Origin of the sequence: Chryseobacterium viscerum (genome assembly GCF_025949665.1) — a bacterium.
GTDB classification, from domain to species: Bacteria; Bacteroidota; Bacteroidia; order Flavobacteriales; family Weeksellaceae; genus Chryseobacterium; species Chryseobacterium viscerum_A.
The window spans coordinates 1,396,829-1,419,309 of the sequence record NZ_JAPDFT010000001.1; the positions used below are offsets into that span (position 1 = coordinate 1,396,829).

The 22,481-nt window shown below is 34.6% G+C and carries 20 protein-coding genes; 10 read left to right on the plus strand and 10 right to left on the minus strand.

Annotation, left to right across the window (positions count from 1 at the left end; translation table 11 throughout):
* Positions 1-281 precede the first annotated feature (281 nt).
* From OL225_RS06310 to OL225_RS06325, 4 genes are all read left to right on the plus strand, one after another.
* Positions 282-1,169: a hypothetical protein gene (locus OL225_RS06310; RefSeq protein WP_264517675.1), complete on the plus strand. Its 888-nt coding sequence runs from the start codon at positions 282-284 to the stop codon at positions 1,167-1,169.
* A 115-nt stretch (positions 1,170-1,284) separates the two neighbouring features.
* Positions 1,285-1,755 (plus strand): hypothetical protein, encoded by a 471-nt coding sequence (locus OL225_RS06315; protein WP_264517676.1) that lies wholly within the window; start codon positions 1,285-1,287, stop codon positions 1,753-1,755.
* 33 nt (positions 1,756-1,788) lie between these two features.
* The gene (locus tag OL225_RS06320; protein WP_047377519.1) at positions 1,789-2,208 is read left to right on the plus strand and encodes a hypothetical protein; all 420 of its coding nucleotides are present in this window, start codon (positions 1,789-1,791) and stop codon (positions 2,206-2,208) included.
* Positions 2,184-2,516: a hypothetical protein gene (locus OL225_RS06325; RefSeq protein ID WP_047377518.1), complete on the plus strand. Its 333-nt coding sequence runs from the start codon at positions 2,184-2,186 to the stop codon at positions 2,514-2,516. Before OL225_RS06320 ends, OL225_RS06325 begins: the two co-directional genes overlap by 25 nt.
* A 239-nt stretch (positions 2,517-2,755) precedes the next feature.
* On the opposite strand, the gene OL225_RS06330 is transcribed toward OL225_RS06325, so the two are convergent.
* The 6 genes from OL225_RS06330 to OL225_RS06355 all read right to left on the minus strand — a co-directional run bounded on the left by OL225_RS06330 (position 2,756) and on the right by OL225_RS06355 (position 7,891).
* Positions 2,756-3,214 (minus strand): organic hydroperoxide resistance protein, encoded by a 459-nt coding sequence (locus OL225_RS06330; protein ID WP_264517677.1) that lies wholly within the window; start codon positions 3,212-3,214, stop codon positions 2,756-2,758.
* A 44-nt stretch (positions 3,215-3,258) separates the two neighbouring features.
* On the minus strand, positions 3,259-4,557 hold the full coding sequence (locus tag OL225_RS06335; RefSeq protein WP_264517678.1) for an epoxide hydrolase family protein: 1,299 nt from the start codon (positions 4,555-4,557) through the stop codon (positions 3,259-3,261).
* Between the two features lie 279 nt (positions 4,558-4,836).
* Complete coding sequence (locus OL225_RS06340; RefSeq protein ID WP_264517679.1) at positions 4,837-5,643, minus strand: SDR family NAD(P)-dependent oxidoreductase; 807 nt, start codon at positions 5,641-5,643, stop codon at positions 4,837-4,839.
* Positions 5,644-5,741: 98 nt separating this feature from the next.
* Positions 5,742-6,329 (minus strand): TetR/AcrR family transcriptional regulator, encoded by a 588-nt coding sequence (locus OL225_RS06345; protein WP_047377515.1) that lies wholly within the window; start codon positions 6,327-6,329, stop codon positions 5,742-5,744.
* A 292-nt stretch (positions 6,330-6,621) separates the two neighbouring features.
* Positions 6,622-7,044: a transposase gene (locus OL225_RS06350; RefSeq protein WP_264517680.1), complete on the minus strand. Its 423-nt coding sequence runs from the start codon at positions 7,042-7,044 to the stop codon at positions 6,622-6,624.
* Between the two features lie 67 nt (positions 7,045-7,111).
* Entirely contained in the window at positions 7,112-7,891 is a 780-nt protein-coding gene (locus OL225_RS06355) for a hypothetical protein (protein WP_264517681.1), read from the minus strand.
* A 650-nt stretch (positions 7,892-8,541) separates the two neighbouring features.
* Here OL225_RS06355 and OL225_RS06360 point away from each other — a divergent pair.
* The 4 genes from OL225_RS06360 (at position 8,542) to OL225_RS06375 (ending at position 12,785) form a co-directional block, all read left to right on the plus strand.
* Positions 8,542-9,969 (plus strand): helix-turn-helix transcriptional regulator, encoded by a 1,428-nt coding sequence (locus OL225_RS06360; RefSeq protein ID WP_264517682.1) that lies wholly within the window; start codon positions 8,542-8,544, stop codon positions 9,967-9,969.
* A 267-nt stretch (positions 9,970-10,236) separates the two neighbouring features.
* Positions 10,237-10,566 (plus strand): helix-turn-helix domain-containing protein, encoded by a 330-nt coding sequence (locus OL225_RS06365; protein ID WP_264517683.1) that lies wholly within the window; start codon positions 10,237-10,239, stop codon positions 10,564-10,566.
* A 109-nt stretch (positions 10,567-10,675) separates the two neighbouring features.
* The gene (locus tag OL225_RS06370; RefSeq protein ID WP_264517684.1) at positions 10,676-11,551 is read left to right on the plus strand and encodes an AraC family transcriptional regulator; all 876 of its coding nucleotides are present in this window, start codon (positions 10,676-10,678) and stop codon (positions 11,549-11,551) included.
* A gap of 67 nt (positions 11,552-11,618) precedes the next feature.
* Positions 11,619-12,785 carry an iron-containing alcohol dehydrogenase gene (locus tag OL225_RS06375; protein WP_264517685.1) on the plus strand — a complete coding sequence of 389 codons (1,167 nt, stop codon included), beginning with the start codon at positions 11,619-11,621 and terminating at the stop codon, positions 12,783-12,785.
* 183 nt (positions 12,786-12,968) lie between these two features.
* On the opposite strand, the gene OL225_RS06380 is transcribed toward OL225_RS06375, so the two are convergent.
* The 3 genes from OL225_RS06380 to OL225_RS06390 form a co-directional block, all read right to left on the minus strand.
* Complete coding sequence (locus tag OL225_RS06380; RefSeq protein WP_052184729.1) at positions 12,969-13,376, minus strand: lipocalin family protein; 408 nt, start codon at positions 13,374-13,376, stop codon at positions 12,969-12,971.
* 211 nt (positions 13,377-13,587) lie between these two features.
* Positions 13,588-14,823, minus strand: coding sequence for a PKD domain-containing protein (locus tag OL225_RS06385; RefSeq protein WP_264517686.1), 1,236 nt, complete (start codon positions 14,821-14,823; stop codon positions 13,588-13,590).
* Between the two features lie 357 nt (positions 14,824-15,180).
* Entirely contained in the window at positions 15,181-18,186 is a 3,006-nt protein-coding gene (locus OL225_RS06390) for a reprolysin-like metallopeptidase (protein WP_264517687.1), read from the minus strand.
* A 228-nt stretch (positions 18,187-18,414) separates the two neighbouring features.
* Here OL225_RS06390 and OL225_RS06395 point away from each other — a divergent pair, with 228 nt between their 5' ends.
* On the plus strand, positions 18,415-19,821 hold the full coding sequence (locus tag OL225_RS06395; RefSeq protein ID WP_264517688.1) for a helix-turn-helix transcriptional regulator: 1,407 nt from the start codon (positions 18,415-18,417) through the stop codon (positions 19,819-19,821).
* A gap of 837 nt (positions 19,822-20,658) precedes the next feature.
* Positions 20,659-21,939 carry a helix-turn-helix transcriptional regulator gene (locus tag OL225_RS06400; RefSeq protein WP_264517689.1) on the plus strand — a complete coding sequence of 427 codons (1,281 nt, stop codon included), beginning with the start codon at positions 20,659-20,661 and terminating at the stop codon, positions 21,937-21,939.
* 85 nt (positions 21,940-22,024) lie between these two features.
* On the opposite strand, the gene OL225_RS06405 is transcribed toward OL225_RS06400, so the two are convergent.
* Positions 22,025-22,462, minus strand: coding sequence for a hypothetical protein (locus OL225_RS06405; protein ID WP_264517690.1), 438 nt, complete (start codon positions 22,460-22,462; stop codon positions 22,025-22,027).
* Positions 22,463-22,481 lie beyond the last annotated feature (19 nt).

Here is a 22,481-nt window from a genome sequence, read left to right on the forward strand (position 1 = left end):
CAGCAAAAGTATACAATGTCATTTTTAAACTACATACTATTAAATTTAAAATTACAATCACAGCTATCTATTTTTACAATAATTATTTTACCATCCGTATAGGTTATCTGATCTTTGCCTCAACAATTTATTACCTGATTTAACAATGAATGTTAAATATGTTCCCACGTATTTTAAGTACAATTTCAGGGTGGTTTATACAGGGGAGACTCAGAGCTCCTCTGTTAAAATTCAGGTAGTCAATAAGCAAATGAATGTCAGAAAAAAATAAACCAAAGGTTATGAAAAATAGAAAAATTACATCCTTAGCAGTGGTAATGCTTGGACTATCCATTACCGTATCCGGACAAACCGGAAATGTAGGAATCAACACAACTTTCCCTACAAAAACATTAGATATCAATGGAGAATTGCGTACCCGTACTTTACCATTAATTCCAGGAGGAACTCCCGTGGTTGCTGATGCAGATGGGAACATAGGAATATTTAAGCCCGTCAATCCCAACGATTTTATTGTATATAATTTGGATAGTAATATCAGACAGAATGATTCCAGGAATGTAGCTTTGACTTCGATAAGAAATAATGCGCAAAACGGAGGTTCTCCTCAGATTGACGCCAGTAATTGCTGGGTAGTTCCCAATTCTACAATTGGGTTGAAATTTCCTGCAAGCTCTATACGAAGAGGTACTGTATCCTGGGGATTATGGTTTGAGATGAATTACGCTGATTTAGGTCCGTTTTCTCAAACTTCCATTGAAGGTGGAACAGGAAAGATTAAAGTTCCTGTACTGTTCAATAGCAGAGCATACGCAAGACTTTATAAAAAAACAGGACCTGGAGTTAACGATTGGACGGAACAAAATACCGTAACTGTGGTAATGCAGACATCGCAGATTTCACCGTATTTCTTTGATGCAGCAAATTTAGACAACTCAGGTAATCCATATGCTACAGGAGGTGCTACCAATGCCAATTACAGATATTTTCTTTATGCCAATTACAGTGTAGGTGACGGAACAGGGATTAGTATTGATCCGGATTCTGAATACAAAGTAGAATTACTATACGGAATTGAAAACTTATCTTCTCGTGCTAATATTACCGATACTGCTTTTTTACAAAACTGGGGAGTACAGTCTACAGGATATAGTTTTTACAAGAATTAGATTTTTAATTACATTTTATAATGAGCGGAGTAGAAATATTCCGCCATTTGAATTCAAACCATTTTTTATAGAAAACAATATATTAACATAGCAATCTTCACAATTTGAGAGTTCAATGAAAATAAACAATAAGAAAAAAGTAATGAATCATATGATTTTTTTGCTCGTGGTAATTGTATTGCTTTTTGGAACTATTATTACGCTTAGGTTCTTTGGTTATCATTTACTTTCAATATTGTTTGTTTTTATTACTCTTTTGGTATTGCTATACGGGAAACTTAAAAACAGATTCATCTTCGAATATGAAAACTCTGGAGAGATCCTTTCTATAAAAAGTTATCAATGGCTTTCAGGATGTAAAAAACCTCGTTTTGAAATGCCGCACAGGAAAATCTTAAATATTGAAATCAAGGAAGGAATTTTAAAAAAATACCTGGTTATTCTATTCTTAAGTTCTTCGGGAAAGGTATTAAGAATGGATATTGATATTACCTTTTGCAATGAAAATCAGGTGAATTTACTTTTCAGGGATATCACAAAAAATATGACCATGAAAAACCATGAGCTTATTTCCGAAAGGAGATGATGGAATTTTGAACAGTAAAGAAATTAATATAAGATGGAGAATTTAAAAGATATTCATATCGGAGATCTGCTGTATAAAAGAGTAAAGGAAGAAGATGTAGAAATAAACAGAATCTGTAAATTTCTGCAGAAAACAGAAAAGGAAGTTACAGAAATGTATTCTCAAAAGTCTGTAGGTGCAGATGTACTTTTAAAATGGTGTAAACTGCTTGAATATGATTTTTTCCGGCTGTACTCCAATCACTTGATTTTATATGCACCCGCTTCCAGCCCCAATAAGAAAGAAAAACAGTCCCAGCTGCCTCAATTCAGAAAAAGTTTATACACCAAAGAGATTATAGACTTTATGCTGGAACTTCTGGAGAATAAACAGATGACAGCTTTAGAAATCATGAATCAATACAGAATTCCAAAATCAACCCTCAATAAATGGATAAGCAAATACAAGTCATAAATACCGGCCCCAATTATAAACAGATTTATCATGATTTTATCACAGCCAAATGTCCTGAAAAAAAAGAATTTGTCAAAGGCTTTTTATCCAAGGACAACCTGTCTGTGTCCGATGTGTTGAAGATTAATGCTATCATTTTTTTTGATGGAATATCCGAAAGTCAAAAATTCAAATCATATGATAAACAGGCTGTTTTTGAAATCCTTGATTATCAGAAAAAACACAGATTGAATAATACCCAGCTGGCCAGTCATTTTAAGCTGAGCAGAAATACAGTGACCAAATGGAAACGTACATTTTTAATATAATGAAGAGAAGAACACATTTTCCACTAAAGCAATGTTGTTTATAATTTTGTTTTTTTCTAAGTTTTTAGAGTATATCTGATGATAGATATGCTCTTTTTTATGGTTTCTATGTAAAGTTGAGAAATATTTTCTTTCTAAGTATTTGATTCATGTTTTGACTATTTTTTTTTAACAAAAACCTTCCTTGCAAAAAGCAAGGAAGGTTTTTCGATCAGAATGTTATAAGAACACTCGGATAACTACACCACAACATCTATCTTCACATTGATATTTCCACGGGTTGCTTTGGAGTAGGGGCATGTTGCATGTGCTGTTTCCACAACTTTTCTGGCTTCATCTATAGGAAGACCCGGTAAAATGATCTGTAAATGAGCCTGCAGAAAAAATCCGTCATCATTAGCCGCAAGATCGATTGAGGTATTGACAGACAGTTCTGAAGGAAGATGAACTCCCATCTTAACAGCTCCCAAATGCATAGCTCCGATAAAACATGCAGACCATCCCGCTGCTAATAACTGTTCCGGATTCGTTCCGTTTCCTTTTGCTCCGGGAGAGGTCAGTTCAATGTCCAGTTTTCCGTCACTGCTTTTCGCTTCTCCGTTGCGTCCGCCGGTTACCACAACGTTACCGGAATACAGTACTTTACTGATGTTAACTACGGTAGTATTTTCTACTTCCTGAATGGTATTTAATTCCATATTTTTATTATTTAAATTGAACAATATTATTAACTGATCTGTTGTTAAAGTTTTTTTCTTAAATCTTTGAAAGCCGCTCTGAGTTCTTCCGTAAAGACTTGTGGCTGTTCCCACGCTGCAAAATGTCCTCCTTTGGGAGCTTTATGGTAATAATATAAGGTAGGGTAGGCCTGTTTGGACCAGCTTTCCGGAGCCTGATAAATCTCGTGAGGAAATACCGAAATGGCTACGGGAATTTTAATGTCTTTTGTTTTCTGTGCTTCAGCACTGAAGTTATTTTTATTGTTTTCCCAATAGAAACGTGAAGAAGATGCTCCTGTATTGGTAATCCAATAAAGCGTAATATCATCAAGGATTGCATCACGGCCGATTACATTTTCAGGATGAAGATCACTTTCGCTCCATTCAGCAATTTTCTCGTAAAGGAATGCGGCTAAAGCACCTGGAGAATCGGAAAGTAAATACCCTGTCGTCTGTGGACGGGTTACCATCATTCCTCCATAGGCTGCATTTCTTCCAAAAAATGTACTCATTGCATTATAGGCCTTTGCTTCTGAAGCGGAAAGTCCGGCAGGAACAGGATCTCCTGCATTGATAGGTTTTACAAGCTCAGCAGGAATGGTGGCCGGCATGGTAAGATGAATTCCCAAAAGACCAGAAGGAGCTTGCTTTGCCAAGGCATCAGATATTACAGAACCGTGGTCACCGCCCTCAGAAACATATTTGTTGTAGCCAAGTCTTTTCATCAGAACATCCCAGGCACGGGCAACACGGTCCGGATTCCAGCCCAATTCAGTAGGGATTTCTGAAAACCCGTAACCGGGAATAGCAGGGATAATTACATCAAAAGCATCACTTGCTTTTCCACCATATTTTACCGGATCTGTCAGAGGACCTATGGCATCAATAAACTCTAATGGAGAACCTGGCCAGCCATGGGTAAGAATTACAGGCATTGCATTAGATTCTTTTGAACGTACATGAATGAACTGGATATCAAGCCCGTCAATCTTTGTTATAAATTGCGGAAGGGTATTCAATTTATTTTCCACTTTTCGCCAGTCATAACCATTCCCCCAATAGGTGATCAGTTCTTGTAACTGAGCGAGCTGAATTCCCTGAGAAGCATCTTTTACCGTCTCTTTATCAGGAAAACGCGTCTCTGAAATTCTTCTTTTGAGCTCATCCAGCTGAGATTGTGGAATATTGATGTGAAAAGGACGGATACTGGTGTCAGATTTTGACGAAACCGTAGGAATGTTATTAGCCTGCGCTTTAAAGACTGCAGGAGTACTTAGGATAAAAGTTGCTGCTAACACGATGGTTGAAATTGTTGTTTTCATTGCTTTATTGTTTTAAATTTTAAATCTGATTTTCTTTTTTGATGAGACAAAATTAGCCCCTGAAAAGCGGCTGGTAAATGAGTAATTTGTTCAAGCAGTCATATTTTGAAGCGAAATAGACATTACAGGTGGTGAACAGAAAAATAAGATAAGAATGAGTGAAGAGGCAAAGAAAAACTGAGGAAAGTAAGTAGGCTGTCCGATTCAGAAAAAGATAAAAAAATAAGCTCCATTCTTTGAAGGACGGAGCTTATTTTTTGACTGTATTATTTTGGAAAACTATCCGTGAGCTTCTACGGATACCTCATTCCATTCTTCCCAGACTTTTAGTCGCTGTTCATAATTCTGTTTTACAAAAGGAAGAGCTACTTTTCCAAGTAATAAACGCAATGGAGGATTTTCAGTTTCCGCTAATTTGATAAGTGCCGGTGCTGTAGCTTCTACACTTCCGAAAGAGGTTTCAGCTTCAGAAAAAGCTTTTTTAAGACTATCATAAACAGGATTGCTTTGAGTATTAATTCCTGTATGCCAGATATTGGAAGCATAGCCATTAGGTTCTACCAAAGTAACATGAATTCCGAATTCTTTCACTTCCGTAGCTAACGTTTCACTTAACCCTTCTAATGCAAATTTAGACGCATTGTATAGTCCCATCGTTGGTAAAGTGGCTAATCCCAGAATAGAAGAAACCTGAATGATATGGCCGCTTTTCTGACCTCTCATGATAGGAAGTACTGCTTGTGTAAGCCATAAAGTTCCAAAGAAATTCGTTTCGAACTGTGCTCTGGCTTCCTGTTCATTTGTTTCTTCAATAGCACCTGTTAGTGCATATCCTGCATTATTGATCAGGATATCAATGCTTCCAAAGTGCTGCTGTACTTTCTGAGCCACAGCTAAAGATTCTTCGCGCTTATCTACGTCTAAGGTTAAAGGCAATACAGAATCGCCATATTTTTCTTTTAAATCATTAAGCGTTTCAACGTTTCTGGCTGTTGCTGCTACGTTGTATCCTTTTGCTAAAAAAGCTTCTGCCCATGCTTTTCCGAAACCTTTTGATGCTCCTGTAATTAAAACTGTTTTTGACATTGTTTTGTTTTTTTAATTAATTGTTATGATGATACTTTTTATAAAGTTTTCTATTTTAAATTAAATGACCGATCGGTCATTTTTTTTGAGAAAAAAAATTACACTGTATTTTCCTCTATTATCTTTTTCAGACTATTTCCAATAATTTCTATTTTATCATTATTGCCAGACATTCTTGACATTAGGTGCCCACCTTCAAGCATTGCAAATAAAACGGTTGCAAAGTCTGTCGGATTCCATTCTGCTCTGAATTCTTTATTGATTATTCCTTTTTCTATAATACCGGAAAGCAATTCTTCTCCTTGTTTAATTCCCCGGTTTACCTTTTCTTTAACTATCGGATTGGTATCGTCCGCTTCTGTTCCAAAGTTTAACAAAGGGCAGCCTCCAACTACAGGTGGATGGTTGGGATCACTGAAAAAATCAATGTATGCGAATAATTGCTCTTTTGAAGTTTTGAATCTACTTAAAGTTTTCTGAAGTTGATCACTCAGCATTTTCATATTATGTTCAACAGCGGCGCAGGCCAGTACTTCTTTATTTTCGAAATGGACATACATACTGCCTTTGGACAATTTAGTGGCCTCCATAATATCACTCATAGAAGTAGCTGCAATCCCTTTTGTATTAAAAATAGGAGCTGCTTTTTCTATAATGAACTGTCTGGTTTCTTCACCTTTTGCCATGATATAATAAAATAATGGTACAAATATATGACCGATTGGTCATAAAAGCAAAATTTTTGTAAGTTATTTTGAGAAAAACACAAAATTAATTTTCTAATTATTTGATTTTGTTTTAGTTGTGTTTTATTTTTATAGCATACTGCAGGACCGAAATCCTGCAGTGATCAATTCTCATTTGTGTTATAGAATCGAAGTTTACAAAAAAGTGAAAAATAAGGCATACATTCAATAGAGGGATATTACAATATATGCAGCAACTAAAAATCTTAATTTATAGGAATTCAAAGCTCAGTCAGTATTTTTTGATCCATTTGTACAAAGTAGTTTTTGGGATCCTGTAATCTTCTATTATTTGTTGTTTGGTTTTTTCATTTGTTTTTAAGAGATTGAGGATAAAATCAATCATTTCAATGGTATAAATATTTTTCCTGAACTTCGGAAGCTGTGTTTTTCTGTGTTTTAATTTTTGATAATAATCTGATGATAGAGGAGGTGAATACAGTAAAAGATGCTGAGAGTAAATCCTGAAGAAATCATAAGTTAAAAGCTTGCTCCATTTAAGAAGTATCTCTGCGTCCAAAGATTTGCTTTTGTACATCTCTGCAAGTTCCTTATCGCTGCATTGCATAAAGTTCAGCAGTCTGTCTGGAGAAAATCCGGTTTCTTCTACCCGTTTTTGTATCAATTCACCAATATGGATGTCTTTAAAAAGCATAATAAAAGAATTGGAATAAAACATCTTTTGCAAGAGGCAAAAGATGTTTTTGAATAAATTAACGGAATTAATTGTTGTATATTAAAACCTGCATTTTAGTAAGCATGCATTCTTTATCTAGATTGTATCCGGAGAAAGTTGTAGGATTTACATTAACTCTTGCTGTTCCCGCCCATGAAGAATACTGAACCTTAAATGTGTATGTTCCTTCATTCAAAACCACTGATTTAAGAAAGGTTACAGGAACAGGCATATTGACTAATCCTGCGGTGCCGGAATACGGAACAGGAAAAGAATAATTAGTATCAAGAGCATGAATATTAACAGTAACAGATGAATTTGCTTGAGTACTATTAGGAAAGAACCCTGCTTTAGATACATATGCTGAGGAAATTTTAGTTCCATTTTGTAGAAGTGTAAAAACACCCTGGGATGTTGATCCTGTGGTGATATCTAATGCATATCCTAAAATAGTAAACAATAAGGTTTGAGTTCTGCCGGGAGGAACCGTTACATTAAGAGTTACTCCTGGTACATCAATTGTTTGTCCTGCTGTAGCTGTGGCTTCACTAAGCCCTTGAACATACATTGCACCATTAACACTTCCGCTTACCGTATTCAAAGTCTGCCAAGCAGGCGCAGTACCCGGTCCCTGAGAAGTAAGAATCTGGCCTGAGATTCCGGGTGAGCCGGCTGTAGTAGCGGTTCCACCTACATTCACTTCGTTGACTACTTGTAATGAACCATTTACATGTAATGTCTTCTGAGGAGTTGAGGTTTGAATACCAACCTGTGAATACACGTTCAATGAGGTCAATAGTACAATGGGTAATAATAATTTTTTCATAGATGTAAAGATTTTTATTTTTTTACCTGAGATTTATAGAAACATAAGTGTGTGTGCTGTAAATCAAGAGGATACATTTTGTTTCTGCAATATTACTTTCAGACTTTATGCCATGCAAAATTTCATCTATGACATAGCTATGACATGGATTTAACATTCTGGTTATCATTGTTTTATTTTTTTTTAATAAACAAGGTATAAGCTATTGAAAATATTCACTTGTTATTTTTTGAATAGAGAGCAGTGCTAACCTTAGAATAGAGCTTGTATTTCACAAGGTGTGATGGTTTTAATTGATAAAACTGAAACTTATTCTTTTGCTATTAGATCAACAAGTTGTAGTATTTGATTCTTGTAAGAGGAAGAAAAATGATCTGAATAATAATGGGATTTTAATCATTAAGAAAATAAGAGAAAAGCAACAAAAATTCCTCAGGTCATATCTATGTCATACCTATATCGGTTCTTTTTTTCTTTAAATATTTTATCATTGTCCTTACAATAGGATGTACTCTTGTAGAATGCTGAGTTGGATATTGTTTTTTTTTATTATTGATGATTTTTTAATAATTAAATACTTGATTTGTATTAATTTGAATATTTTTTTACAATTATATTTGTTATATAAATTATTTACACATACTTACTACATGATGAAATTTTTCTTTTTGTTTTTCTCTTTGTTGTTGTTTGCACAGTCTAAAATTACCACAACAACTATTGATAAGAGACTGGCGAAATCTAATGCTCTTCTTATTGAAGGACATACGGATGAAATGGTAGCACTAAATCTTTCGATACTTGATGATGCTAAACATATTAATTATGCCGAAGGTAAATTGTCTGCCTATTATAATCTGGCCCTTGCTTTTTCAATGCAATACAAGTATAATAGAAGCAATTACTTCTTAAAGATGATGGAACCTGAATTTAAAAATTCGGATGCTGAAGATCAGGAAATTTCCATGAATATATTGTATAGTATCAATTACAGAGGAATTAAAATGTATGACGAAGCTCTGAAAAAGCTGAAAAATAATCTTTTGATGGCGAATGATTTAAAAAATGATTCTACCAGATATGCAATAAAGGGGTTGATCCTTGTCCAGATAGGGCGAAACTATCTTGAGAAAAAGCAATATGACTCTGTTGATTATTATGGAAAGATGATTATTGATGAGTTGAAGAAACCTAAAAGAATGGATGATGGCATGAATTCAAGCTTGAAAGCAGCAATGTTACTTTTAGCAGAAGCAAAGCTCCACGAAAACAAAATTGATTCTGCAGAGTTTTATATTAAATCTGCTCAATCTGTGCCCATTAAGTGGGGAAATAATGATTTTGCAACATTTAAGCTTTTGGGACAAATTCACGATGTAAGAAAACAATATGATTCGGCAATTGTAGATTATGAAAAAGCAATAAAGCTTGCTAAAAAAGCAAAGAATTTTAGAAAATTATCAGAGCTATACGGTTTAATAGCGAGATCATATGAAAAAACCGGCCAGATTGATATCGGAAATAAGTATGAGCTTAAATATACTAGTCTTAGTGACAGCTTAAAAAGGATAGATGAGGAGAATCTTAAAGATACTGTAGGCCTGCTTGTAGAGGAAAAACAGAAACCTTTGGAGCATAAAACCAACCTTTTATTATATATTATTCTTATAGGAATTGTGAGCACAGGTATTGTCATTTTTGTTGTATATACCAGAATAAAAAATAAAGATAGAGTGTTGAATTTAAGAGAAAAAGAAGCTCAGGAACTTAATCAAAAATTGAATTTTGCCTTTGAAGAAGTTATTCGGTTGGCAAAAAATAATGATCCCCAATTTCTGGCCCGTTTTCAGGAGGTTTACCCTGATTTTATCCCAGGATTATTGAAAATAGAACCTGAACTGCAGAGTACGGAATTAAAATTTTGTGCCCTGTTATTTCTTAATTTTTCTACCAAAGATATTGCTGCGTATACTTTTGTGCAGCCTCAATCTGTACAGACCAGAAAAAACCGCTTGCGTAAAAGATTGGGGATTCCATCAGATGAAGATATTTATCTGTGGATGAAAAAAATTAAATAGATGCTTATTATATCATCATCGTTATTTTACTGCTTATAATTGAGTGTTTCACCGTGTTGTAACATCTATGTGATATATGTTTTTTTGGAAAAATACTAGAGATTAATCAAATTTGTGTTCCAGTAAAAATAGGAAAATTGTCATAAGTGGAATTTTTTAAGGATAAATTTATTTTTTGTGGCTAAGAGTTTAGTTATTATTGGCCGGAGACCAGCCACACTTCGGCCCCCTTTCCGGGATATTATTTGATTAAAATATAAAGAATCTATGCAAAAAACTGAATCACCTGATTATAAAAGAATATACGAAGATATCTTACGATTGAAGCATCCCACCAAAAAAGAACAATGTGAATCCATATTATCCAAAAGCAGATTTTCAGTAAAAGATGTTATTACCATCAATGATATTATTTTCCCGAAAGCGGATAAGAAGACCGAGTTTGATAATCAAAGACATCGTTCTTATGATGAATCAACGATTCTTGAAATTCTTGATTATCAGAAAAACAACAGGTTAAATAATTCCGAATTAGCAAGACGTTTTAAATTGAGCCGGAATACTGTTGCCAAATGGAGAAGACATTTTTTGCTGTAATGCCTTGTGTATTTAAGAAAATGATACACCAGATTATTTAGAGAGATGTTATTTCAGGTAATGGTTTATATCCCTTTTTAACCCTACATTTGTTTTGGTAAAAGGAATTATGAAGAAATTGGAGATTAAAAAAAATATTCAGAAACCGGAGGATAAAAACCTGTCTTTCCGGGTTTTTGATTTGAATAAAGATCATTTGGATTACTATGCAAAACCCCACAAAAAAGACCATTTTTGCATTTTCATTGTAGAACAGGGAAAACTTCAGGTTTATATTGAAGATAAAATTCACTGGATAAAAGCCGGAAAAATTTCCGTGATATTTCCGGAACAGGTACATTTTATTGGGGATTCAAGTGAAGACCTGATCGGGAAGATTATTCTGTTTGAGGAAATACTGTTTTGTTCCGATATTCTGAAAAATGAGTTGAGTACTTATAATGTCAATCTTTCTACACAGCTCAACTGTACAATACTTTCTCGTGAGGATTTTGAACAAAGCTTACGCAACACTTCAATCATTAAAGAAATTTATGAGCAGCCAACTCTTATAAAGAAAGAACAGGCCAGGTTTTATATCAAAATTGTTCTTCTGGGGCTTATTGAGTCCATTCATGGTTTACATCCGGTTTTGCATGAGAAAACAGCGGACAAACCTATCTATGTAAGGTTTAAAAAGCTGCTGAATGAGCATTACAAACAATACAGATCCGTTCAGTATTATGCAGAAGAATTGGCTATTACAACCAAAAAGCTGAATTCCGTTACTAAAAAGCATTGCGGAGAGACAGCTATTCAGGCAATACACAACCGTATTTTAACGGAGATTAAACGACAGCTGATGTTTTCAGATTTTTCTCATAAAGAAATTGCTTTCGATCTGGGTTTTAATTCTCCTTCTGCCCTTAATAAATTTGTAAAAGCAAAACTCAAAGAAACCCCCACTGAACTTCAGCAGGAGCTGGCGCAAATGTATAACGCATAGTCCCGTTTGTATAACAGGGTCTGTGAAGGCTTGTCTAATTTTGTCTCATTAAAAATCAGATAAGAAAATGAGCAAATTATTTATTGCAGGCGAAGTCTTCCATGGAGCAGGAAGTCTTGATGAATTAAAAAATATTCAAGGTAAAAAAGTAGTCATTGTAACAGGAGGGAGCTCCATGAGAAAAAGCGGAACCCTTGATAAAGCGGTGGCTTATCTTAACGAAGCAGGAATTGAAACACAAATTTTTGAAGGGGTAGAAGAAGATCCTTCATCGACAACATGTCTGAAAGGTGCAGAGGTAATGAGTACTTTCCAGCCCGACTGGATTATCGGTTTGGGAGGATGTTCTGCAATTGATGCTGCAAAAATCATGTGGGTATTTTACGAATATCCTGAGGTGGAATTTGATGCCTTAATCAAGCCTTTCACAGTTCCGGTTCTGAGAAATAAAGCTAAATTTATTGCCATTCCTTCTACAAGCGGTACAGGAACTGAAACTACAGGACTTGCGGTAATTACCGACAGAGAGAAAGGAGTGAAATATCCTGTTGTTTCTTATGAATTGACACCGGATATAGCTATTATTGATGGAGAAATCTGTGCTTCAATGCCGGCTCATGTGACGTCCAATACAGGGCTTGATGCTTTAACGCACTGTGTGGAAGCTTATGTTTCAAATATTGATAACAATATTGCAGACGCTTTGTCCAAAGGAGGATTAGAGATTGTTTTTAATAACCTTAAAGAAGCTGTAGAAAACCCGGGTAATATTCAGGCCCGTCAGAATATGCATGATGCATCATTTATGGCTGGTTTAGCCTTCAACAATGCATGGCTGGGAATTGTTCATTCTCTGTCTCATCAGGTAGGAGCTTTGTATGGAATTCCTCATGGAGCTTCAAACGCTATCTTTCTTCCAAATGTGATCCGTTACAATGCTCTGGCTACAGAACGTTATCCTGATCTGGCAAGAGTAATCGGGAAAGAAACTACTGAAGAACTGGCTCAGGCTATTGAGACATTACGCTCTGAAGTCAACAATCAGTCAGCAATCAAAGATTTTGGAATTTCAAGAGAAGATTGGGATAAAAATCTTGATTATATTACAGCCAATGCTTTGGCAGATCCATGTACAGGTTTCAACCCGAGGGTTCCTGCGTTGGAAGAGTTGAGAGCTATTTATAATGCTTGTTATGAGGGTGTTGTATATGCGGAAGAAGTTGTTGCAGGATAATCTTTTGCAATCATCAATGAAATGATATCCAATGAGGTATTAGGAATATAATAAAAAGAGAACTCAGATGAGTTCTCTTTTTTCAGTTATTTAATTATTTAATCATCATTTTAATGGATTCTTTACGATACACATCATATGAAGAAAACCAATAAAAGTAACTGTTGATTGAACGGGAAATATTTATTTTCCTTTATTATAAACGAGTTCAAAGTTCGGGTTTCTTAAATAGGAGATGATGAGCTGATCATCACTAAGTTTTTTAATAAGTAATGTATCAATATCGTTTGAAACCTGACGAACTCCTGCAGTGTGGTACCACAAAAAAAGTGTATCATCAGAAACTTTCCATTTATCATACAATAAAGTGTGAATATTTACTGAAGCTGCAACACCGTTTTCATTAAGTTCGAAACCTTGCTTCTCTTTTTCCTGACCAGGAATAGGTTGTAACCATTTTCCCATAAGTTTAGTTTTTTTGGAGTTAGGATCTGAAGAGGTCTCTGTGCTCTCTTTTAAATTTTTGTTCTGAGTTGAAGGATTGCATGATGCTAAAATCCCGAGGATAACTAATGAAATAGCTTTTTTCATAATATCAAAAAATAATAAGTTTGTTTATTCTGTCTTTAAGTATTCTAATGTCTTATTATATTGTAATTATTAATTTTATCTTGGATTGCAAACTTAAGTCATATATTTTCTTATAAACTAAGATAAAATGTAGTTTTTGAGCGTGGTTTTTGTAGATTTATGATTACACATTTTTGAATTTAGCGATAATTAAGTTTTTTCAGCTGCTTAATTATTTAACCATAATCTTAATGCATTCCTTACGATTGTTTTCATAAAGAATACTGATCATATAAGCGCCTTTACTGTAAGTTGAAAAATCTATTTTTATATCATATACATCAAGGTTTTTCAAGTCATTAAGCTTTCTTTGTGTCATATCATAAACAATAATATTCTTTAATTTTTCTTTACTCCTGATATAACAAAAATCTGTAACAGGATTGGGGTAAAACGTGAGTTCAGGCCTTACCTTTGGATCCATAGTTCCCAGAGAGCCAAGAGTAATTATTTTATTATAGGTTTCAGAACAGGAGTTTTTATGTACAGTCAGGGAAACGGTATAAGTTCCTGGAGATGTATATTGATGAACCGGATTTAATGAAGAATCTGTTGTACCATCTCCAAAATTCCATAGTATTGAAGTGTAATTTGCGGAATGATTGGTAAAGTTCACCGTTGTTCCATTAATGGCTGCTATAAAATCCGAATGAAGATGGAATACATTACTGTTCCATTGTGCAGGATTATTAAAAAAAACCTGATCTGCTATATTCTGAAAATTTTCGGCAGTGTTCTGAGGTAATCCATTATAAAAAGCGGATGGAAATATATGATCCTGAAAAACTGCAGAATACATAGAAGCTGCCACAAGATAACTGCCTTTCGGTCCCGGATGAATGTCGTTGTATGATCCATGAAGGGCAAGATCCTGAGTAATATTGTAATAATTCCTTGCAGATTCACCAGCGGGAACCATTTCCACCTGCATAAGATTTGACATCTTTGTAATGGAATCCTTTATTTTCTGCTGAAAAGTAAAATATGTATTGTATTCATTGGCAGATGGTACTCCATAAGGAATTTCATACAGGAATATTTTAGAACAAGGGCTGTATTTGCGGATAGAATCCCTGATTTTACGACCGCGTTCAGCTGTTACTGAAACAGGGTAAGACTGGCCTGCAGATTCGCCGGTTCCGGGCTGCATGATAACATATTTATAGTTTTTAGACCTTATTTTTTGATACAGTGACGGATCATCTACGTGATTTACAAAGCCTGTTCCGCCCGGAGTATGTGTCGTTATGGAAACATTTTTTCCTTTTGAAGCGGCTAGATTTTTGAAAATTTCAGGCATATCATTAAAATAAGTGACACTGTTTCCTATAAACAGAACCTCATCGGACTGGCAGAATGATAAGACTGAAAATCCGGTGCATATCAGAAAGAGTAGTTTTTTTAGCATATATTATATTTTAGAATTTTTAAAAAAGGTACCTGCAGAAAACCACTTCTAATGCAGGTACGCAACACAAACGATGATTAAAAAATGTTTTTTTATAAATATAGAGTTATATACTTTTCTTTATCTGTTTTTAAATGATAATCCTTTTAAAAGCACCTGCAGGAAACCCAATCAATACTGCAGGTACAATATTAAAAGGTGTTTAAAATGAAAATGTTAATTTATTTTGTTTGTTAGAGATTTTTTTTGATTTATAATGAGTTATTGATTGGGCTGTATTATTTTAAAAGATGTTGAGAAAAGTACCTGCGGACATCATGAATAGCCTACAGGTACACGGTACACTAATTATTACAACTATTTCTTGATTAGTTTCGTATTGTAAGTAGTCTTATCATCCTTTACAGTAATCACATACATTCCTTTTATCAGTGAAGCAACGTTGATTCTCTGTCCGTCCAGTTTTCCTTCCTGAACGAGTCTTCCGTCTGCACTGTAGATTTTGTAATCGGCTTTACCTTTAAGGTTTTTCACCTCTACAAATGTATCTGCCGGATTAGGATAGATTTCAAGATCGGATGATGACTGAACAGATTCTTTAACACCAAGTGCAGCACTGATCTTTACAGAGAAATCCCATACTGAGCCACTGGAGAAAACACCACCACCATTTACATTTACGAAAGGACTTGCACATGCATCAGCTGAAGCATTGAAAAAACCACTGGCTACTCTCATTCTTAATGTTTTATCACCATTGTAGGCATTAGCTGGAACCGCAAATGCAAAACTACCCACATGTCCATTATTGGCATTTGGTAATGCTCCATCAATCCCTATTCTTTCTGAGTTTTCAAACACTCCGTTTCTGTTGTAATCAATCCATGCCTGTACCCAATCCTGGAATGCTCCTCCTGCGCGATTGGCATAAACAACGTAGTTCAAATTATACTGGGCACCCTGAGTAAGCTGAATCAGTTTTGTAGGATCTTCCGAATAATCTTTATAGGCGTGCTGGACGGTAGTACTGTTACCAGCTAAATTTACATTAGCCAAAGTTACTCTCAGGATTCCACTGAAATTTCCAGAATTAAGTGTATTTCCTCCTGTAGTCATCAGACAGTAGTCATATCCTGTACGTAATCCTTTTGTTTTAAAATTATAAACAGTTGAAAATGCTCCGGGAACATTATTGATCACCGATGCAACACGAACTTCATAAGAAGTTTCATCCTCAAGATTATTCAGCAATACTGAATTAATAGGACTGACAGCATTGGACCAGTTTGCTGTTCCTGTTTTCCTGTAATTTACAGAATAGGTTGCTCCCGGGACATGATTCCATGAAACGGTTGCTGAAGTTTTTAATATATCATTTTCAAAAGCCACAAGTCCCGTTGGAGGATTATTTAAAGAAGCAGGAGCACTTCCTACGGTAATTGCCGGAGAAACAGCATAAAATATATTTCCTACAGCTGAAATTCTCAGCTTAATGTTTCCTTGTAGTGTGGCAGGCATCTGTATTTCAAAGCTGCCGTCATTAGGTGTGGAGGCTGCCAGTTCTGTCCATGCTGATCCATTATTTAGATCAGTTGTATATTCAATCTTTACATTGGCAACGTTATAAGGAGCCTGGTTTGTATTGGCAACATCCCAGGAAATGGTATTGGAAGCATTATTATACAGGGTAGAAGAAGTGCTTAGTCCTTTAAATTTGAAAGGCCCGTCATTTCCAACTGTAACTGTATTTTCAGCAGAAATAGTTAGTGGTCGGTTCGCATTATTATCACGTACAGATACAGCATAGTGTAATACTCTTGGGATATATGAAACCGTTTCCCAGGTGTCCTTATTGGTTAATTTACCACTCATTACAATAGGCAGACTCGGAAAATATCTTCTTCCGGTGGCTACTGCAGGATAAGAACGCGTAAGAGAGCCTTCAGGATTGAACCCCCAGCCGCTATCTCCTGAAATTGAGTTGGTAGAACCTACGCTGTCATATTGTTCCCAGTTATACGTCAACTGATCCCCGTTGGCATCAACAGCATTGGCATCCAGGTAATAAGCTGTTCCCTTGGGAATATTATAGGAAACAAGTGGTGTAATGGCTGGTGCATTATTGTTGGCAATATTTTGAGCTACGCCGCATCCAACTTTACTTTCAAGGTTCGTAAGGATTTGATTGATTGATGAATAATGGAAATAGGCATCACTGTTCATCTGAACATTATTGGCCGTGATTCCGGCATATCCCATAATTGTTGTACCTCCTCCAGGTTCTACATTGACATCTGAACCTTCCGTATTGGTAGAAAAGGTATGGTTGCCACCAAGCTGATGCCCCATTTCATGGGCTACATAATCAATATCAAATGTATCTCCCACAGGATTCTGGTTTTGTGTAAACGCAGAACCTTTACCCAACGGCTCCGCTGCGGTTGGATCGGTACATATACAGCCTATACAGCCTGCATTTCCATTTCCTCCGGCCGCATTAAAGACATGTCCGATATCATAATTGGCATCACCTACCTGAGCGGTTAAGGTTTGTTGCAGTTGCCCATTTAAATCATTGGTATAAGGATCGTTAGCGGCATTAGCGTAGATGATATTAGGAAGATTCTGTATATTAAGATGAATAGCGAATTCTTTTTCAAAAATACCGTTTACACGGGTCATCGTATTATTCATTTGGGCAAGTGCACCTGCAACCCCTCCAAAAAGCGTTGTATATTCACCTGTTGTAGATAATGCCAGTCTATAGGTTCTGTACATTGATGCGGCAGGTCTTCCGGTAATATTGATTCCCGCAAGTTTGTTTTTTCCGGATTTTTTTAAAGATTTGATGTCCCATTCATTTTTTCCTTCCATGCTGCAGCTAAAGCCATGTTCAGAATCTGTTCTTTCGGTTTTATAGAATACACCATAGGTCTTTTTATCCGTTGTAATAGGTTCTATAAACTGAAAGATACCGTCTTTGATGATCATAGACTGTACTTCTGTAGGGGATGTACTGAACCTTACATATTTGGACGGATCATCAATCCCGACTCCTACATAAGATCCTAATCCATATTTTTCAGCTAGTGATTTTTCCATTACAGGATTGCTGTATACGGCAAATCTTTCTATGGTTCCCTCTGCTGTTGGCAGCTGGATAGTGACACCTTTTGCATTAGCTCCGGTTTCTTCAGCATTTTTTAATAACTGTATCAATGCATTAATATTAGTTTTGTAAGCAAACTTGATTTTAACCTCTCTTCTGATGTCAGATGTTTTCTGTGAAGCAGGTTCCCACCTTTGGGCATTGGAAAGACAGAAGCCTGATATCAAAAATAATGATAATAGAGTTTTTCTCATTTTAAAAATTAGGTATTTAACAATGGTATTTGAAGATTGAATATAAAATTCGAGTATTCAAAAGTAATTGCTAATTTTGTAATTCAAACGATGTTTGTTTGCGGTTTTGTCACATAGAGTATGTAATACGTATGTGTTTTTCGGTAGTGCTGCATTGATATAGTATTAATATTATATTTAGGTTTTATTAGGATTATGGTAAAAAGACTGACTGTTTTACTTTTTTTGATGTCTTCCTTTTTGTATTCACAGCGTACGGAGGTAGAAATGAAGAATGTTCTTTTTGATATAGATTATTCTACCGCTGGCCCTAAAGAAATAGAAAAAATTGACAGCCTTATTAGGGTATGTAGAAAAGAGTCCTATAATAATTGTGTTGCACTAGGGTATCTTAAGATTGCCAATATCTATGATAAACTTAATGATACAAAAAAGTCTTTCTATTATATCAATAAAGTAGAGAATGAAAACCTCATCAATTCTAATACAGACTTTGAAGTTATATTTTACCTTCATTTACAAAAATCTTTTTTATACCAGAAATTAGGGGAGAGGGTTGCTTCTTTTAAGCAGTTGGATGAGATTTATGATGACACAATGAAAACCAATAATGCTTATTTTATTTATTTAATTAACCGGCAGTATGCCAGTAAATATGATGAAGTCAATAAAAAAGACCTGGCATTAAAGTATAATAAAACAGCTTATAAATATTCGAAAATTTACAGAGAAAATAAAGGGAACCGTTACCGGATAGATAAAAACAGATTGAGTAACAGTTATAAAACCTCAGCCTACCTTGGCGGTATATATACAGATCTCAATCAATTGGACTCAGCAAAAATTTATATTGATGAAGCTATTCAGAATGAAAAAAAGATAGATGATATCGGGATAAAATATATTACCGCTTTCTATGCTGGAAGATATTTCAAAGCCGTTAAAAATATCTCGCAGGCTCAATATTATTTATGGATATGTAAAAATATTGCTAAGAATTACTATAAAAGCGAAAATTATCAAATAGCTGTAGCTGATGAACTTAAAGCTTTATACGAGAGTGTGGGGCAAAAAGACAGTATTGGTTATTATTCTAACTGGCTGCTGGATATAGAGTCTTCAAGCAGTGAGCAGTACCGGACTTTAAATGATACTGTAGATAAACAGAACGAATTGGAAATCACTAAAAGAAAAAAAGAAACAAAAAGTCTCTTCTTCATCTTATCAGTAAGTATTACCATATGTATTCTTTTTATTATTCTTTTCCTGTATTACTACAGAAAGCACAAAAGCAAAAATTTGGATAAGATTGATGTACCTCATCATTCACCCGTTCAGGAGAGTATTTTTAAGGAAGTTATACAGCTTGCCAAAGAAAATAATCCTGAATTTTTGACCCGTTTCAATGAATACTGTCCACGTTTTTCAGAAGAACTGCTTAAAGTTTCTCCTTTAAAAATATCAGAAATAAGATTTTGTGCTTACATATACCTGAATTTTTCTACCAAAGAAATTGCAGACTATACATTTACCTCAGTACGAACTGTACAGACCAGGAAATACAATCTGCGAAAAAAACTGAATATTCCCGGTGATATGGATATCTATGTTTGGTTTTCCAAATTATTGAAATAAAATTATCTATAAAAAAACAAAGGCTGTCTCATTCATGAAATAGCCTCTGTGCAAATGTGAAAAAGTATAATGTGTTTTGAACTTTCAAATTTTTTAAAAAACCTGCAGAAAAATAACACAAACCTGCAGGCTGAAGATATCCTAAATATTAAAAACTATTTTCTGATTCTGAAAAGCTGTTATTTTTTAATTGTTTTTGTAGTTCCGTCCGTCATTTTTAAAATAATCAGGTATAATCCTGCTTTTACATCATTCAGATACAATTGAGATTACGGTTTTTCAATTGTTTTAACCTGTTTTCTAATGTATCAGTAATAGAAAGTAATTGCTGCTGATGCAATATTTGTTTCCACAGTGATTTGATTAGTTCCAGAGCAATTATCATTCTGTGGTTTTACAAAGATTGCAATGAACAAAAACAAATAAGGGAGTAATTTTTTCATAGAATTTATGTGGTATATACTGAATTAAGATATTGTAAGTTCGTCATGTATTGTTGTTAATTTCTATTGTGGAGTTAAATCGTGAAATAATTTTCGGTCAAAAATAATTGTTAATTGTGTAATGTAAGTGGTCTTTAATTGTTGAATTTGTGTTTTGTGTATATGATACGTAGGTATTTTGTCTGTTATTGAATTGTTATAGTATTAATATTGCATGAAACTGTATGTAGTAATAATGATAAAAAATCTAAGTTTTCTACTTTTTTTAATTTCTTCACTTTTTTACGCGCAACAAACTGAAGAAGAGCTGAAGAATATTCTTTTTGATATTGAATTTTGTACCTCGGGCCCAAAAGAAATAGAGAAAATTGAAAATATTATCACGATTTGCCGAATGAATTCCTACCAGGATTGTATTGCATTAGGGTATCTTAAGATTGCCAATATTTACAATAAAAACAATGATATTAAAAAAGCATTCTATTATATCGAAAAAGTGGAGAAAGAAAATCTGATCAGCGAAAAAACAGATTTTGAAGTTATCTTATATCTCAGTCTTTTAAAGTCTCTGCTTTATTATAATTTAGGAGAACGGGTAACTGCGCTGCGGCAGATGGATGAAATTTATGACAAGACTGTAGAGCAGAAAAATGCTTATTATACTTATCTGATCAATTGGCAGTATGCTGGCTTTTATAATGAAATGAATGAGAGTAAAAAAGCATTGAGAAAAATTAAAACTGCCTATACATATTCCAAGATATACAGAGAAAATAAAAATAGCCGATATAAAATACACAAGACCAAAATAGCATGGAGCTATATGACAACCCCTTATCTGGCTGCGGTATATGTTGATCTGGGAAAACTGGATTCAGCAAAAATATATGTGCAGGAATCCCTTGCCGACCTTCAAAAAACAGATGATAAAGGGTTGTTGTATTTTACCTCGTTTCATGCAGCCAAATATTATAGGGCAATAAAAGACTTTGAAAATGTAAAGCATTATCTATGGATATGTAAAAAAATTGCTAACCATCATTTTAAGGATGAATATCATCAAAAATCAGTGATCAATGAGCTGAAGACACTATATGAAGAATTAAAAGATAAAGATAGCACTGCTTTTTATGCGGATCAGTTGTTGGATATTCAAGCTGCCGGAGAACAGCAGAACTATGATTTAAAAGATCATATTGATAAGAGAGATGATTTTGAAGTTAAAAATGAAAAAAAAATTACAGAAGAGCTTGTGATAATATTATTGGGGAGTATTGTAATATGTATTTTTTTCATATTTCTTTTTTTGTCTTACTATAGAAAATATAAAACCAGAAACCTGGATGAAATTAATGTATCTTATCAGTCGCCTGTACAGCAGTGTATTTTTGATGAGGTTATACAGCTTGCCAAAGAAAATAATTCTGAATTCTTAACCCGTTTCCATGAGTACTGTCCACGTTTTTCAGAAGAACTTCTTAAGATTTCTCCTTTAAAAATCTCGGAAATAAGATTCAGTGCCTACATTTATCTGAACTTTTCTACAAAAGATATTGCCGGATATACCCACACTTCAATAAGAACCGTGCAGACCAAGAAATACAATCTGCGGAAAAAACTGAATATTCCTGGTGATATGGATATTTATGTATGGTTTTCCAAGCTATTGAAGTAAAGCAATAGGTTTCAAAATAAAAAGAGACTACTTCATTCACGAAATAGCCTCTGTTTTTAAATTAATATCCAGCTAATGCCAGTCATTAATTTTTTATGGTGGAAATATGGATGCATTTTTGTCCGTTGAAATCTGCAAGTTCAATGTTGGTGATCATATCATTGTAAACCCGGGTAGTAGTATCATTAAATTGATATCCTTCAATAAACACGGGTCTGTCTTTAGGAAGATTACTTTGTTCATTGAGCATTTCCAACGATAAACTATCAGGATAACCTTCATTTTTTTTAAACTTGATCTCTATTAAGCCGTTGTCAGCGAGATAATCAAACTTCTTTAAATGAGAAGGCAGACTGGCCTTGGTTTTATAAACGTTTACTTTTTCAATACCGTTTTTGTAAAGATCAAACATGCTGGCAGTTCCGATGGCATCATTGTAAACAGCAAACCGTACGTTGCTGTTTTTCTGGGCCCAAAGTAAACCTGAAGAAATAATGAGGAATATATATAATAACTTTTTCATAATAAAATAGATGTTTAAA